The following is a 14812-nucleotide window of genomic DNA, read 5'->3' as shown; positions in this document are numbered from 1 at the left end:
TATTTCTTTTTCATCATAGTGCCCGGAAGCCGCGCGTATACATCGAATAGTCAACGATACCGAAAGGCGGGATGACTCTGTGCAGTACTATATTGAAACGGAACCGGGCGTCAAGCTGTTCGTGGAGGATATCGGCAGCGGCATACCGGTTGTGCTGTTGCATGGCTGGCCGCTCGATCACCGAATGTTCGAATACCAGGTGACGCATCTTCCGAAATACGGCTACCGCTGTATTTCGATCGATTTTCGCGGCTACGGTCAATCCGACAGCCCTTGGGAGGGTTACACGTACGACCGGATGGCCGATGATATCCGGGCGGTGCTGGATACCCTCCGGCTGACGGACGTGCGGCTGGCCGGCTTCTCCATGGGCGGCGCCGTCGCCCTGCACTATGCGGCCCGGCACCGGGGCTGCCGACTGTCGCAGCTGCTGCTTCTAGCAGCGGCGGCTCCGAAGTTCGCCCAGGGAGCGGATTACCCGTACGGAATGCCCGTACCGGCTATCAATCAGCTGCTCGCGGGCGTGTATACCGACCGGCCGCAGGCGGTCGCGTCCTTTGGGGAGAATTTTTTTGCGAAGCCGGTTTCCCCCGCCTTTCGGGCGTGGTTCCAGTCGCTCAATGTAACTCCATCGAACCACGGAACCGCCGGGGGTGTAATGATGCTGCGGGACGAGGATCTGCGCCCCGACCTTCCGCTGATTCAGGTGCCCACCGTGATTTTTCACGGGGTTCTCGATCAGATATGCCCGTTCGAATTCGCCCGGCTGATGCACCAGGGCATCCGGGGCTCGCAGCTCCTGGCCTTTGAACATAGCGGGCATGCCGTTTTCTACGATGAACTGGAGCTGTTCAATCAGCGTCTGATTCAGGTGCTTGGCGGGAGATAAGTCTTCCACGCGGTTAATAAATTTCCTTCGTGCCCCAAGGTTCCTCTCCCGCTCTGGCGCCTTTTATTAGATTTCCATTCGCGCCCCGGTTTCCTCTCCCGCCCGCGCCCCACGGGTTCCTCCATCTTGATGGTGCTTTCCAAGCCCGGCGGGTGCCTCCCTCCGGATGCAGACTCCCTGCAGAGATGGTATAGTGTAGGTTGGCAAAAATGCCATTCGAACACAGGGTATAGGTAAAGGTGAAGGTTATTATGAACAAGCTGCTGTTTCATCCGGTTCCACCAGGAGCCTCCGGAACCCGCGTGCCGCGGGCGACGGCCGCTTCGGCGAAGACGAGCCGTGAGCTGGTTCGCGGAGAGGAGCCGGACGCCGGCTATTTCCGGACGCTGGAGCAAGGCGGCATCCTGCTGAACGCCTCGCAGATCGCGGCGGTGCGGCACGGTGACGGACCGCTGCTAACGCTGGCGGGCGCCGGCTCCGGCAAGACGAGCGTGCTGGTCTGCAGGACAGGCTATTTATTGTCCGTGCGCCGCGTTTCGCCCGGACGCCTGCTGCTGCTGACGTTCTCCAGCAGGGCGGCTGCGGAAATGCGGGAGCGGATCGGCAGGCTGCCCGGTATAAGCGGAATGGGGCTTTCGGGGCTTCAGGCCCGGACGTTCCATTCTTTTTTTCTGTATGTTCTGCGGAGACAGGGGGTCATGCAGGAGATTTTCCATGACACACGCCGCCAGCATATTTTGCTTAAATCGATCATGCGCGAGCTCGGCCTGCCCAAGGACGCCTATCCGCCGGAAAGCCTGCTTTCCCTTCTGTCCGCCTGCAAAATGAACATGGGCGACGCAGGCTTTCTTCCCGATCTTACGAATGCGGACAAGGAAATCAAGGAGATTCTAAGGCGCTACGAGCAGTGGAAGCGGGACAACGGCAAAATCGATTTCGACGACGTGCTGCTGCACGCCCACCGGATGCTGCTCGAACGGCCGGAGCTGCTTGCGGAGCTGCAAAGAACTTATCAATATATTATGGTTGATGAATTTCAGGATACGAACTTGCTGCAGTACGAGCTGATCCGCATGATCGCCCGTCCGTACGGCAATCTGATGGTGGTCGGGGACGACGACCAGACGATCTATTCGTTCAACGGGGCACGGAGCGACTTCATTCTCGAATTCGAGCAGGTATACCCGGAGGCCAAGGTTATTACGCTCGACATCAACTACCGCTCCGGCCCCGCCATCATTGGTCTCGGCAACGGAATTATCCGGGGCAACACGCGGCGGAGGGCCAAGACGCTGCGCGCGGCGGCGCCGGAAGGCGTTCCGCCCCGGTACCTCCGCCCCTATACGGCGGATGAGGAAGCGGAAGCCGTCGTGGAGTACATCGCTTCCGCCGTGGAGCAGGGAGCGCGGAGCTACGGCGATTTCGCCGTGCTGTACCGGGCATCCAGCAGCAGCCGTGCCGTGCTGGAACGCCTGCTGCTCCAAGGCATCCCGTACATCGACTATGGCGAAGGCCGGCTGCTGTACGAGCACTGGCTCATCTCGCCGGTCGTCAGCCATTTGCGGCTGACGGTGAACCGGCGGGATTTCGCCGCCATCGAGGATATGCTGCCTACGCTCTATGTCGGCAGAGAGCAGGGAATGGCCCATATTCACCGGATGGAGGCGGCGCAGCCGAAGCAGGGGCCGCTGATCCACCTGCTGAGCCTACCCGGCCTGGCCGATTTCCGGCAGACCGCCATCAGGGAGCGGCTGGACATGCTCCGGCATCTGCGGGAGCTGACGCCGCTTCAGGCCATCCGGCAGATCCGCAGCCGGTTCTATGATTCCTTCGTGCTGGCGGACGAGCGCCATCAGGCGACGCTGCACCGGGAGACGCTGAAGGAAATGCTGGACGAGCTGGAGCTGTCGGCGGGACGCTTCGGGAGCATTCCCCTTTTTCTTGATTTCATCGACGATGTGATGTCCAGGAACGAGCATCACCGGCAGCCCGGCGGGACCAGGCAGGGCGACCGCGTAGCGCTGATGACGATTCACAAGTCCAAAGGGCTGGAGTTCCCCGTTGTCCTGCTGCTCGGCGCGTCCGAGGGCATCCTGCCGCACAGCTCGGCGCTGGAGGCGGGCCGCCTGAAAGACCGCCAGACCGCGGAGGGCGGCGGAGAAGCGCTGGCACTGCTGGAGGAGGAACGCCGCCTGGCGTATGTGGCGGTCACCCGCGCCAAGGAAGAGCTGCTGGTCAGCTCGCCCGCGCTGCACCGGGGCCGGAAGGCCCCGGTGTCCCGCTTCATGCTGGCGGCGTTCGGTGCCGCCGAGACTGCGGGCGCTGCGGCGGCCGGGGCGCCTAACGGCCGGCCAGGCGGCGGTGGCAGCGCCGCCGGTGCCGCGCGTGCAGGCAGCGGTTATGGCGGCGGCGCAGACCGCCATGGGCGCGCCAGCGGCGCGGCGGGTGGGGCCGGTGAACCGGCCGGCCGCACGCGCACGGTCGCGGTCTGGAGCTGCCCTTCCGCCGCCTGCCCGGGCTGGATGCGCGTCAAGACAGGCGGCGCCGAGGGCCATCTGGCGCACAAGCCCTGCCCGCTGTGCGGCACGCCGATGGAGAGGGGCACCCGGGACGTTCCGGTGTAGAAACGCCGCTAGACCGGAATTCCTCCCTTTTATTTCTGACCAAATGAAGCTTTACCGGTTACGAAAGGGATTTTCTCCACTTTATTAGCGCGTTTCCCTCTGTTTTCCGCAAAATCACAAGATTAAGAGGGAGAAATTCCAGCTTAATTAAAAAACAAGCCTCTGTCCGATGAATAACCGGGAGAAATTCCGGCTTATCCATCAGATGATATCGCAAGCAGCGCCACAGGACGCAAAAATCTCCAGCCGCCCCCCTTAAAGAGGGTACAGCTGGAGATTTTCATTTTACCCGCGGCCCTTGCTTGCCGGGTTCTCTTAACCGGGCTTATGTATGGCGGGGCCCCTTCTTCCGCTATGTGCCGTCCGGCTTTCAGCCCGCCGGATTCCTTAGGTCCAGGCCCACAAAAAACCATCCCGGTCCCAGGCAATCCGTCCTCCGTGCAGCTTGCGGAACGCCTTTTTGACTTCCTTCGACAGCGAAGCGTTGCCGTTCTCGTTCACGAAGACGAACTGCTCGCCGAAATTTCTTTTTACATAATCAATAGCATCGGCCTGGTACAAGGTTCCCGTAAACCGGATTTCCTTCACCATCCACTCCGCCACATCCTGTGCTGTCGGCTCCACTGCGGTCCTCTTTTCTTTTGGCTTATATAACATGAACTTGAGATTTTCCCATTTGGGTATCGCTGGTAACTGCAAGGAATGTTTGGACTTCCGGCCGCTGTTGTCTCCAGATTTCTTATTTACACCGCTTTTCGCAGATGAAATCCGGAGACAAAGGCGGTCGCTATCGCTCCTACAGTTCCAAAATTCCCCTTCGTTACTCCTAACCCTGATGTGATTTTTTCAAGTTCATCTTATATAGTTATGTCTATCTTATCAGATTCATCAGCCAAACAAACAGCATAATAACGGAGACGGTCGTGCCAAGCGCGACAAAAGCGTTAAAAAAATTGAGTGACGAGCCCTGACGGGACTCCTCGGCGATCCTTTCGCTTCTTTCTCGGTGCTCCTGCGGAGCATCATCACTGCGGGGAGCTTCTACCCATTCGGAATCATCTTTGGCATTCAGGTTATCGGGGAACACAAGCATACCTTCCCTTCGTTTCCTTTTTCCAAAGTATTATACCAGATTTTTACTTAATTTGTAATGCGTACTTGTCCCTAATTCTCGCTGCCGGTCTTATCGCTCCGGACTATGCATTTGCCCGGCTCCCCCTATGCCTCCGGCCTTACCCCGCCTGAAGAAGTTGTCTATTCCCGTCGAACCATCGGTCATGCTCTCCGCCGGGCTTCGTCGGAGGTTGCCACGCAGGCCGCCCCCTCCACGAACGGCAGCGCTGCTGCAACACTGACCACGGAATCGCTCCCCTTCGGCGCGGCTCCCGGCACTCTGAACTGAGCGGCATCTATAGGCTCGATGGCAATCTCCTCCGGCTTTGCAAGCTGCGGCACCCATTCATAAGGCAGTCTGTAGGAGCGGTAGACCATATTCGTGTTTCTCCGGTCGATATAGGGAGACACATACTCCCAGACGATTTCATGATCCCTCGTCACCTCGAAGAGCCGGCCGTTGGAGCCTTCCGTAATCAAGGTGTTGCCGTTCGGGAGCCGCTGCGCCGAGCTGATATACGGGCTGTAAAATTTATAGGAGTCCGTCGGGACCGAGAAGCCCGCTTCCGCCCCGGTATACTGCCACTCAATTTCCAGCGTCACGGGATTAATCTCCAGAACCCGCGAATGGTCGCGGATGGCATTCTTCTGCCCGAACGGGGATGCGGGATTCGGCAATCCGTAGCCGCCCCAGCCGCCGTTGTCGAATACAAGCAGATTACCCTCGCCCGGCAGACCCTTCGGTATAATGTGGGCGTGATGCTGGCCAATGATCCAGCCGATATGCTTCACTTCCGGCAAGGAGTAATCCGGGCCGAGACGCCACACGATGCGGCCGGTTCTGCGATCCGTGATCGCAATGATGTTCGCTTCCCGGGCGTCCCAGATCACATTGTCCGGATGAAAACGCTCGTCGCCCTCGTCATAAAACCGGTTCGGCCCGACATACGACGCCGAGTTGACATGCAGCCAATCACCCACGCCGCCGCCGAGATGGCCGAAGGACCGGGTGTTGGGGTCGCGGAACAGCACGTTGCGGGCCGATTCGTCAAAGCCCAGCTCATCGAAATGGTCGCTCGCTTTCCATTCCCACGTCACATTGCCCTCCCAGTCCACCTCAATGATGACATCGTCCAGAAGCTGCTTATCGGAAATGGCCGGATTATTCACATTTTTATGCGCGAGGATCAGCGTCGTGCCTCTGGAAACCTCGGGTTCAAGCCCCGGTGCATAATAGCCGACCGGATTGCCCTCGCGCTGATAATCGTGATGCTGCCGCGCATACCACGTCGGCTCGTATCCCGGATCTTCGATATGCTCGTAGCCGTTGTATCTCCAGACGATTTTGCCGTCCCAATCGACCTGCACGAGATCGACATTGTCCTGAATGCCGAATTTCGGATCTCTGCGGCCCGTGCTGCCCAGCACATAGCCGCCCGGAAGCGCCTTGGCGGGAAAGCCGATCAGCCCTTTCCACAAATGAACCTCTCTTCCGTTCATATCGATCAGAACGACGCCCTCGTCCCCGGCCTGATACACGGTATAGCCGCTCCATGCCTTGCTTGGGTTATAGACGGTGGCGCCGGTCGGATACACGGTTGGAAATCCCATTGTTCATCTCCCCTTCGTTATAAAATGAATGGATTTTAATAGGTCAAATAACGGGTTGGCGTCGTTACCCTGGCCGGCTTCCGTTCCGGGCTGCCCTGCGTGGGAGTCCCGGTATTCTGCTTGGCAAGATCCAGAATGGCTTCCGAGAACCCTTCGAGATTGCCGATAACTTTCTTGAACGCCTGATTCTGAGCGGCCAACTCCTCCCGTTCGAAGCCTTCGAACAGAAGCGAGATACACCTTGTTCCGACGCTGCGGTTGCGCTCGAACATCTCCCGCCCCTTATCCGTGATGCCAAGAAGCACCGTCCGGCGATCGCCGCTCTTGCGCCGCCGGACGGTATAGCCGGCCGTGTCCAGCTTGTCGCACAGCGCGGTGATCGCGCCCGAAGTAAGATCCAGCTGCTCCGCCAAATCGCTGAGCCGCTGGTCGCCCTCGCGGATGATTTTATGCAGAATCATCATTCCCGGCAGTGCGATGCCCTCCACATTGATGCGGTCCCGCTCCTTCACAAACCGTCTGACCATCTTGCGGAACAGCCAATCCGCCTCCTCCAGCACATCCCAATCCCTGTTCTCCATCGGTTCATGCTCCTCGATTCGCCGTATCGTACCAAAAAGGCCCCCGGAGCACTCAATAAAGAGGTTCACCCGGGAGCCTTTGACGGTCCAATCAGCTCGAATTGATATTTCACCGGTCAAATATTCATTGGTGAAAAGTTATGAAGAAATCATAAACCTATTAATCTTACCTGTCAAGTATGAATTATATATCTTAAGGTTATTTTAAAGCGTGCTTAAGGTGCCGGTCAGTTTCGAAGGTTACAATACATACAGCTAAAGAAACATGAAATGAGGGACTACATATGAATATCACGCGCAATATCAAACGGGTAGTGATTGTAGGCACGATGATCGTAGCCATCTCCTTCGGAGGAAATGCCTGGGCGTCCAAAAGCGTCAGCTCAAGTCCGGTGGCCAAGCTGTCGTTATCCGCCGGCGCTGCGGGGCGTGACGATTTGCTCGAAACGCTGAACCGGCCTTCCGGGGAAGAGCTGTATTACGCCCTCTTTGAGGGCAAATCGCTTGCCGATATCGCCGAAGCGAATGGCGCCGACGTACAGCAGGTCATCGACCTGCAGACCGAGCAGCTGACACGGCAGTTGGACGAACGTCTGGCATCCGGAAGCATTACCAGGGAACAATATGAGGCTTACAGTGAGGAAGTGCCGGAGATTATCAGCAGGAGCGTTGACCCGGATTAATCTGGCGGCCCGCTCCGGACAGCCTGCGAACAGCTGGCTGACATAAGCCGGATTCAGGAACACGACCGACGCCATTTTTTAATAAGAGGTCTTCACAGAAGTGCTCCTTGATATACTGCTGGCGGCGTCGATCGCATTCTCTCCGTTTCTCTTCAAAGGCTCGAACTCGAAGACTTGAGAGGCGGACGCATCGGTCATCCGGGTCACCGCCTGCGGAACGGCATTGAAATCGGAGATTAACCCCGAGTGAATCATCTGTTTTTTTGGATGCAGGATTGTAAAAGCCTCTTAAACGGCAAGGGGGCGCAGGCATTCAACCGGGGGCAACTTTCGAGTATCATAGGGGGGAGACCTTTCTTATTGGAGGGATATTTATGGTAGAAGCCTTAATGCTTTATTCAACCCCCGTACTAGCTGCTGTCTTATTTGTCATATGTGTATCCATACATAAGAGAATTGTTAAGAACAAAGATACAGAAAACTTAACGGGTGCTGGGGCCATTATTTTTGCAGTGATTGTGTTCAACCTGCTTTATTTTTCAGCAATAAAATAACAAGGCCCCTTCAAGAGCTTCTTCCCCTGGCAGCTTAAGTTACAGGGAAGCTTCTTGAAAGGGGCCTACATGCCCGAAGAAGAAGGCTGTATCGTCTTGGTTCCGGTTTTACAGCTGTTTCTTAACCCGCTTGGCCGGAAGGTCCGCGTCGGCGCTTCCGCGTTTGATCTCCAGAATATCCAGCACGAATACAAAGATCGGGATACCCAGGATGAGCCCCCACACGCCGAGGTAATGCTCGGAGAACAGCAGCACAATGAAGGTGTAGAACATCGGCAAGTTCATTTTTGAGGACATCAGCTTCGGATTCAGGAAGTAGCCTTCAATGAAGTGCAGCACGGCGATCATCGCCAGCACGTAAATGACCATCATCAGCCCGCCTATATTGTACCCGATGATGCAGAGCGGAATAAGCGAAATGAGGAAGCCCGCCACCGGAATCAGACTCAGCAGGAAAATCATCACCCCGAGCGCGAATAGGTACGGGAACCCGAGAATAATCAGGCCGATCACCGTAAAAACCGTATTGAACAACGCGATCAGAATCTGCGCTTCAATGACTTTACCGAAGGATAACGCAAATTTGTTGCCGAAATACTCCAGCTCATTATAGAACCAGGCCACCTTGCTCTGCTTCATCCGCGAAGTGAACGCGACAATCCGGTTCTTCTCCAGAATGAAGACGAAACTCAGAATTATCGACAGAACGAACGTGGTGCCCCAGTTGCCGATCGTCGTTATGTAATCGAGACCGTTCGTCATATACTTCTCATAGTTCAAACCTTTGACGGTCTTGAATAAATATTGGACAATCTCGTTCTGCGGAATATTCTCCGGAGTTAGCGCGATGAGGAAATTGGTGAGCTGCCGGACCTGAACGAATATTTTGGGCAGGTAATGCACCAGCGCTGTCACCAACGTGGAAATCATAACGACGTAGAGGATGATGATTATAACCTTGCTGTTCACCCGCACGTATCTGCCGATCCGCCTCGACAGCAGCACCTGAAAGCTATTCATAATGTAAGCAATCAAAAAGGTCAGCAGCACCAGATTGAGCATATCCCTGATACCGTACAGCAGCAAGCATACCAACAGCAAAATTCCAAACCGGCGGATCGTCAAATCCGCAAAAAAATGCTTAAACCATTCCATTGTCATTCTCCATTCGCCCGCATTTGACACTGATTATAGTCTACGTAACAAGGGCGCCGAAAGCAACCGGCGAATCGTGATCTAAAGCCGGCAAAGCTCTTGTTGAATACCTTATACGGTTCTGCAGGCTGCATGTTTCAAAAATTGTCGAATACTGCGGTTTCGGGACTACTCTTCCCCCGGACAGTCAGGGCCGTGTATAATACACTACATTAGGCTCCCCGCCCTTGCGGACGGCCGGATTACTCGTCTACGGAGGATTGAATTGGATACTCTGCCAAAAGAAACTGCCCAAACGAAAACGTTTCCGGCGTCGCCGAAGCGTATTTATATTTTGCAGCTGCTCACCGTCTTTATCGGATTTCTGATCTTCGGCTTCTCCGAGAATATTAAAGGCCCCGCCATTCCCCGCATCCAGCTGGAGATGGGCCTCGATGAAATGCGCATCGGCTTGCTGCTGTCGCTAAATTCGCTCGGCTATTTGCTGGCCTGCTCCTTCACCGCTTACCTGATCCGCAGAATCGGCATCAAGGCGGTCTGCCTGCTGTCGTTCGGTTCCATGGTGCTGTCCGGCGTACTGATCTTCCTGTCCCGCAGCTATCCGGCGCTCTCCAGCTCCTTCTTCCTGATGTACATCGGCAACGGAATGCTGGAGATCGGGCTCGCCGTGCTCGCGGCGCGAATCTTTATCCGCAACACCGGGACGATGATGAACCTCGCCCACTTCTTCTACGGGCTCAGCTCAACCGTCGCGCCGATGATCGCCTCTGGACTGATGACGCTGTCGATCGGCGGCCGGGCCATCGATTGGCGGGACGTCTATCTGCTGATCCTGCTGCTCGCTATCCTGCCGATGATTCCTGCTTTTGCGGGCAAGTTCCCAAGCAGCGGCACATCCGAGGATGAACGGCTTCCGTTAAAAGTCATCGCCGCCGATCCAGTCATCTGGATGCTGGTCGCCACCCTGTCCTTTGGCGTCATTTCCGAAATGGCCGTGGGCGGCTGGCTGGTCAATTTTCTGGAAAAAGCCTACGGCTGGGACGGTACCGCAGCAGCGGGCATGCTCTCCGTATTCTTTCTCTGCTTCACCTTCGCCCGGCTGTTCCTCGGTCCCGTCACCGATAAAATCGGCTTTACGCTGTCGCTCATCATCTTCTCCGCCCTGTCCGGCCTGCTGACCTTCGCCGCTATCGCGGCAGGCGAGCCGGGAGCGTTCCTGTTCGCCGCGGCGGGCATCGGCATCGCGCCGATCTACCCTACCGTTATGGCGCTGATCGCCAAGCGCTACGGCGAAGGCAGCGACACCGCCATCACGTTCATCGTCACCCTGATGGGCGTGTCCAGCGTCATCGGCAATTACCTGATCGGCGCCATCATCACCGGCATCAAGAACGCGGTAACGGCAAGCCGCGGCGCCGGGGAGGGCCTGCTGGCCGGACTTCAGGCGGGCTATGCTTTCATCGGTTTATGCGCCCTGCTCTGCGCCTTGTTCGCCATACCGCTGTACGTGTATTTGAAGAGGCGGGGGGAGCTGTTGTAGGGGCTGGAATCAACGTGGGAGTGTAGACAATGAGAAAATGGTTCTTATCCGGTTTTGCCAGATTGCTGGCTGCCGTTATACTAACCTCCTGTGCGGAGAACGATGTTACCGGCATACAAGAGAGCAGCGGCCCCAGCCCAAATTCTGCACCTGTCCAAAAGGAGCCTCCCGAGTTTTTTAAAGCTGGAGTATTTGTCAATGTGGAGGACAGCAGCGAACCGTTATTGAACCAGGAGATTAAAAGCTGACTGAAAACCGTGCTAACCTCCATGGCCAATAAAGATGCCGAAGCGTTCCGCAGCGTGTGCCGATGACCGATCGGGCAGCGCCCAGCTCTATTTGTTAAACCGTGACTATGCTGTGAACTCTCCCCCACTTAGCTTTATGCATGAAGTGGGGGCTTCTGTTGGCATCGATACAGGGTTGCACACGCTTGTGAGCTTCATGTTTGAAGTCTCAGTGCCTGTTGCACCCGAATGAGGGAAGCCAACGTCCAATACGTTCGTTTTGCCAATGAAGGGTCTTTTGCCTCCAAGGACAACCACGTCTTTTCAGATGTGGATTTTTGTATATTACGTAGCACGTATCGTGCGCCGATGTTATACGAGGCATTAAGGTCCGCGTGATACGTTTTGCCTGTTGCGAATACAGCAACATCTCGCTTTGTGTTGCGTTGTACAAATCCACTGCCGTCAAAAGCAAGCGCACTGGTATTCGCCGGGCTAACCATGGACACCCGCATCCCCAAGAAATGCGCCATTTCGGTCACTTTCGTTTGGATGCGCCGCTTGGCCCAAAACTGGAGTTTGGCACGAAGCCGCTTGGCTCCCCACATTCCTTTAGGGAGACGCATCTTCCCTAAATACTCCATGACAATGATATCAGCGTGGTACTTTTGGGCAAAGGCGAGGATTTGATGCGCGGTATCGTGGACGATATGCGTCTGTAAGCCGTTCATCCGCCGCCAGAAATTCGGTTTTGCACCTCTACCGGATTGACGCTGAGCTTGTTTCAGTTTGCCTGTGATTTGCCGCATCCGGTCTTTCTCTTTGGCTTGGTTGATAAAGGTCCTCGCCAAGACAGTGCCGCTTACGTCCATCACAGAACAGACTGCGGAATTCGTTAACCCCAAATCCACAGCACACACCCGCTGCTTGGAAGGTTCCGCCTGAGTCAGCTTCACATCCCCTTCATAGGCGATATGAAGGGCATAGCGTTTTCCTTTCCGAACCAATGTGGGGCTGCATTCTTTCATGCTCCACACGTTGCGTTTAAATAGGTCTTGCCCTTTAAGGGTAATGGGGAGCCAGACCCAATCGCCTTGATGAAATATCTTGATGTTGGCTGCCCTGTCGGAGGTTCGAATGAACATATTGCCTTTGTACAAGCAAGGGAACGCCTGATGCTGAGCCTGGAGTGTCGGCGGTTTCTTCGAAAAGCGTTTCCCTTCTTGCTGGGTGCGTTGCCGCTCGGCTTGCCAAAGCTGAAAACGGGAATGATGACTTTTCACAATGCCAAACGCTTCGGCAATGGCACTTCTGCGGAAGTACGAAGGAAACTTATAAAAGCGTTGATCAAACTCGGCGTAGAACGGATTCGGATTGTGCCTGGTACGATGAGTCAACCGTTCTACCGCCGTCACCACCGATTGGGTGGATAACGATCCCAAGGCCATAAACTGCTCTTGAATAACCGCAATCAAGAACGAGAGCGCCTCTTGATACACATGGAGAGTCGCATCCAACATGCGGTGGTGAGACGTAATCGGATGTTTAAGTGTTTTAACCACCTTCATGAGACACGCCTCCACCACAAGTTTGATGAGTCTAGCATAACACGAGAACACACGTTTGGTAAAGCGGGCGTGTCTAACCCCCACCTTCACTGTTGGCTTGGAGGTGGGGGTTAGGTACTAAATCGGTTCAATCAGCTTGGCACTGTTAAGCAGGATCATGCGAACCGTATAGAGGTTCAAGTTATTGGCAAAGTCATGCAGGATGCCGGGATAACCGACCAATATCTATATTTTTATTTTGTCAAGAACGCAAAAGGGCATTGGTTTCTTGGAGCCATTGATTAGCAGACCCAGCCTTTGAACCATGTACTGCCCTTATTCCGCCACTTCCGCCGACAGGTTCGCCCAGGTAACGGAAGCTGGGCCATGTCCAGGGAAGGTCGTATAGGTCAAGCCGTTCACACTAATCCGGTATGAACCGGACCGAGGTAAGGTTACGCTGCCGCTGAACGTCCCGTTTTTTACCGGAATCTCCTTTGTGGAAACCGTTGTAAAATCCTTTATGACATCCTCCGCATCCGGTACATAGCGCTGAATCGTAACCGTCAATTTACCGATGGCCAGATTAGGCGGATTGATCACTTTGCCCGAAATTGTGAAAGAGTCTCCGGATTTGAGTTTCAAGTAGCCGCTTGCTGGAGAATCTAGAGTCAAAAATTCTTTCCCATCCTCTGTAATATTCACCGGAATCACGGACGGGTCGCTCACATTGCGTCTGATCCGGATTCCTGCGGCAGCCATCCCTATGGAACTAATCTCAACCGGGTTGATGCCCGGATCCAGCGGCACGGACAGCTGGATACGGTTATAGAGCGAGCCGTCCAGATAGATGTCCTTCCCTACAATCTTCCTCGAGCTGTTCCAGGCCCCCGAACCGATTGAAGACCCGGCTCCCGGCGTATACAGCTCTTTGGCATAGAGTACGGTGAATACGGCTTCATCTTCTCCAGTTTCCCAGTAGGGCTGCAGCACCTGCGCCTTCTTCTCGCTCCATCTCCAGAAGAGCTGGCCGTTCTCCGTACCCGCCGTCAGACCGAATAAGGTCAGCGAGCGCACCGGAACATAGGCCGTGCCGCCTATTAACAGCGGCGCCGGAATCGTAAAGTTCTCCGCTGGCAGAGCCTTGCCCTGCCCGTCGTATACCCGGGTCGATCCGATGCGGAAATTCAGCTCTTCCCGCCGCGAAACGACCCGAACCTGCCGTTTCGCGGAATTCCAGGCAACAGAGGATACCGCTCCCGATTCGCCCAGCGATCGCATCGGCACATACAATCGGCCGTTTCGCTTTATGGGCGTCGCCGCCTTGACAGCCTTTCCATCCAGCGACGCTTCGCCGCCGGACAGATTAATTCTCATCTCATGCTTGATCAAGTCGAACCGGACCGCGTCCGTGGAACTCACGGCGCCGGACACCGTTAGCGCCGAAATGGCTGGCACTACGGCTTCCGCTCCAGCGGCAGAGATTTTGACATCCCGGACCGGAATGACAACCGCTTCCGCCAAGAACGCGAATAATACCAGCCACACTGCCGGTTTCGGCACTTTTTTAACCGTCATATTCTTGCCTCCCCAAATATTTTCAAAAATATCCCATCTGATTAGACGATGAACGGCGTTAAAGGTTTCTTACCCGCAACAAAACAGGGACCTCCCACTGCCTTACCGGCCTAGGGAAAACCTTGTATTTCTGCGCGAATGGCAGCGCCGAACTCCATTTCAAGAGGATGATCGCCGAACATCTTTTTTCCCACAAAGATTGTCCATCCGTTCCCTATAATATGGTAATATAGTTCGGAAACTCATCGGAGGTGCTATTTTGAATCCTATTACAATCAGAAAAGCTGAATCTGACGATGTCGCAGGACTATCCGAGTTATTCGTTGACTTTAACGGCAAAGAGTCTAATCTAACCGCAATGAAAAAACAGCTCGAAGCTATATCCGCTAACCCTGACTATTATGTGGCCGTCGCCTGTGACGGGGACAGAGTGATCGGCACTGCCATGGGAATCGCATGTTACGACCTTGTTGGCGATTGCAATTCTTTTCTGCTGATCGAAAACGTAGTCGTACTGCCTAAGTATCAGGGTCAGGGTGTAGGAAAGCGGCTCATGCAGGCGCTTGAGGGGTTCGGAGAAAGCAAAGATTGCAAATATGTCATCCTGGTATCCGAAAGCAAACGCGAATCATCGCATAAATTTTACGAATCCATTGGTTATTCCACCGACCAGAGAGGATTCAAGAAACAATTGATGAAGAAGTAGCTGC

General features: G+C 55.1%; 14 protein-coding genes. 7 read left to right on the top strand and 7 right to left on the bottom strand.

From position 1 onward, the window contains the following. Positions 1–79 precede the first annotated feature (79 nt). Positions 80–889, top strand: coding sequence for an alpha/beta fold hydrolase (locus tag G5B47_RS21780; RefSeq protein ID WP_165102768.1), 810 nt, complete (start codon positions 80–82; stop codon positions 887–889). A 251-nt stretch (positions 890–1140) separates the two neighbouring features. After that, a complete protein-coding gene (locus G5B47_RS21775; RefSeq protein WP_165102765.1) occupies positions 1141–3513 on the top strand; it encodes a UvrD-helicase domain-containing protein in 2373 nt (790 codons plus the stop codon). Between the two features lie 387 nt (positions 3514–3900). Here the strand turns inward: G5B47_RS21775 and G5B47_RS21770 are convergent, their stop codons facing one another. The 4 genes from G5B47_RS21770 to G5B47_RS21755 all read right to left on the bottom strand — a co-directional run bounded on the left by G5B47_RS21770 (position 3901) and on the right by G5B47_RS21755 (position 6818). Further along, entirely contained in the window at positions 3901–4137 is a 237-nt protein-coding gene (locus tag G5B47_RS21770; RefSeq protein ID WP_124696177.1) for a DUF6953 family protein, read from the bottom strand. 247 nt (positions 4138–4384) lie between these two features. Next, entirely contained in the window at positions 4385–4600 is a 216-nt protein-coding gene (locus G5B47_RS21765) for a hypothetical protein (protein ID WP_165102762.1), read from the bottom strand. Between the two features lie 188 nt (positions 4601–4788). Further along, entirely contained in the window at positions 4789–6237 is a 1449-nt protein-coding gene (locus G5B47_RS21760; RefSeq protein ID WP_165102759.1) for an aryl-sulfate sulfotransferase, read from the bottom strand. A gap of 35 nt (positions 6238–6272) precedes the next feature. Continuing rightward, the gene (locus G5B47_RS21755; RefSeq protein WP_165102756.1) at positions 6273–6818 is read right to left on the bottom strand and encodes a MarR family winged helix-turn-helix transcriptional regulator; all 546 of its coding nucleotides are present in this window, start codon (positions 6816–6818) and stop codon (positions 6273–6275) included. A gap of 284 nt (positions 6819–7102) precedes the next feature. Here G5B47_RS21755 and G5B47_RS21750 point away from each other — a divergent pair, with 284 nt between their 5' ends. Together G5B47_RS21750 and G5B47_RS21745 are read left to right on the top strand one after the other, a co-directional pair. Continuing rightward, complete coding sequence (locus G5B47_RS21750; RefSeq protein WP_165102753.1) at positions 7103–7501, top strand: hypothetical protein; 399 nt, start codon at positions 7103–7105, stop codon at positions 7499–7501. A gap of 374 nt (positions 7502–7875) precedes the next feature. Next, positions 7876–8055: a hypothetical protein gene (locus G5B47_RS21745; protein WP_165102751.1), complete on the top strand. Its 180-nt coding sequence runs from the start codon at positions 7876–7878 to the stop codon at positions 8053–8055. Between the two features lie 108 nt (positions 8056–8163). Here G5B47_RS21745 and G5B47_RS21740 read toward each other — a convergent pair whose 3' ends face one another. Next, positions 8164–9210 (bottom strand): AI-2E family transporter, encoded by a 1047-nt coding sequence (locus G5B47_RS21740; protein ID WP_165102748.1) that lies wholly within the window; start codon positions 9208–9210, stop codon positions 8164–8166. A 265-nt stretch (positions 9211–9475) separates the two neighbouring features. On the opposite strand from G5B47_RS21740, the gene G5B47_RS21735 reads away from it, so the two are divergent. Both G5B47_RS21735 and G5B47_RS21730 read left to right on the top strand, forming a co-directional pair. After that, complete coding sequence (locus G5B47_RS21735; protein ID WP_407945238.1) at positions 9476–10750, top strand: MFS transporter; 1275 nt, start codon at positions 9476–9478, stop codon at positions 10748–10750. A 29-nt stretch (positions 10751–10779) separates the two neighbouring features. Further along, positions 10780–10998: a hypothetical protein gene (locus G5B47_RS21730; protein WP_165102745.1), complete on the top strand. Its 219-nt coding sequence runs from the start codon at positions 10780–10782 to the stop codon at positions 10996–10998. 194 nt (positions 10999–11192) lie between these two features. On the opposite strand, the gene G5B47_RS21725 is transcribed toward G5B47_RS21730, so the two are convergent. Together G5B47_RS21725 and G5B47_RS21720 are read right to left on the bottom strand one after the other, a co-directional pair. Then, positions 11193–12545 carry an RNA-guided endonuclease TnpB family protein gene (locus G5B47_RS21725; RefSeq protein WP_165102742.1) on the bottom strand — a complete coding sequence of 451 codons (1353 nt, stop codon included), beginning with the start codon at positions 12543–12545 and terminating at the stop codon, positions 11193–11195. A 315-nt stretch (positions 12546–12860) separates the two neighbouring features. Next, the gene (locus G5B47_RS21720; protein WP_165102739.1) at positions 12861–14102 is read right to left on the bottom strand and encodes a stalk domain-containing protein; all 1242 of its coding nucleotides are present in this window, start codon (positions 14100–14102) and stop codon (positions 12861–12863) included. A 259-nt stretch (positions 14103–14361) separates the two neighbouring features. Between G5B47_RS21720 and G5B47_RS21715 the strand changes: the two genes are divergently transcribed. After that, positions 14362–14808 carry a GNAT family N-acetyltransferase gene (locus tag G5B47_RS21715; RefSeq protein ID WP_165102736.1) on the top strand — a complete coding sequence of 149 codons (447 nt, stop codon included), beginning with the start codon at positions 14362–14364 and terminating at the stop codon, positions 14806–14808. The last annotated feature ends 4 nt before the right edge of the window (positions 14809–14812 follow it).

This window comes from Paenibacillus apii (genome assembly GCF_011043685.1).
In the GTDB taxonomy this organism is placed as follows: domain Bacteria; phylum Bacillota; class Bacilli; order Paenibacillales; family Paenibacillaceae; genus Paenibacillus_AQ; species Paenibacillus_AQ sabinae.
The sequence above is the reverse complement of the archived record's forward strand: the minus strand, read 5'-3'. Positions and strand labels throughout refer to the sequence as shown.

Coding starts and splice junctions, on each gene's coding strand:
- G5B47_RS21725 (WP_165102742.1), bottom strand. CDS start 12,545: ATGAAGGTGGTTAAAACACTTAAACATCCGATTACGTCTCACCACCGC.
- G5B47_RS21775 (WP_165102765.1), top strand. CDS start 1,141: ATGAACAAGCTGCTGTTTCATCCGGTTCCACCAGGAGCCTCCGGAACC.
- G5B47_RS21755 (WP_165102756.1), bottom strand. CDS start 6,818: ATGGAGAACAGGGATTGGGATGTGCTGGAGGAGGCGGATTGGCTGTTC.
- G5B47_RS21720 (WP_165102739.1), bottom strand. CDS start 14,102: ATGACGGTTAAAAAAGTGCCGAAACCGGCAGTGTGGCTGGTATTATTC.
- G5B47_RS21730 (WP_165102745.1), top strand. CDS start 10,780: ATGAGAAAATGGTTCTTATCCGGTTTTGCCAGATTGCTGGCTGCCGTT.
- G5B47_RS21745 (WP_165102751.1), top strand. CDS start 7,876: ATGGTAGAAGCCTTAATGCTTTATTCAACCCCCGTACTAGCTGCTGTC.
- G5B47_RS21760 (WP_165102759.1), bottom strand. CDS start 6,237: ATGGGATTTCCAACCGTGTATCCGACCGGCGCCACCGTCTATAACCCA.
- G5B47_RS21750 (WP_165102753.1), top strand. CDS start 7,103: ATGAATATCACGCGCAATATCAAACGGGTAGTGATTGTAGGCACGATG.
- G5B47_RS21740 (WP_165102748.1), bottom strand. CDS start 9,210: ATGGAATGGTTTAAGCATTTTTTTGCGGATTTGACGATCCGCCGGTTT.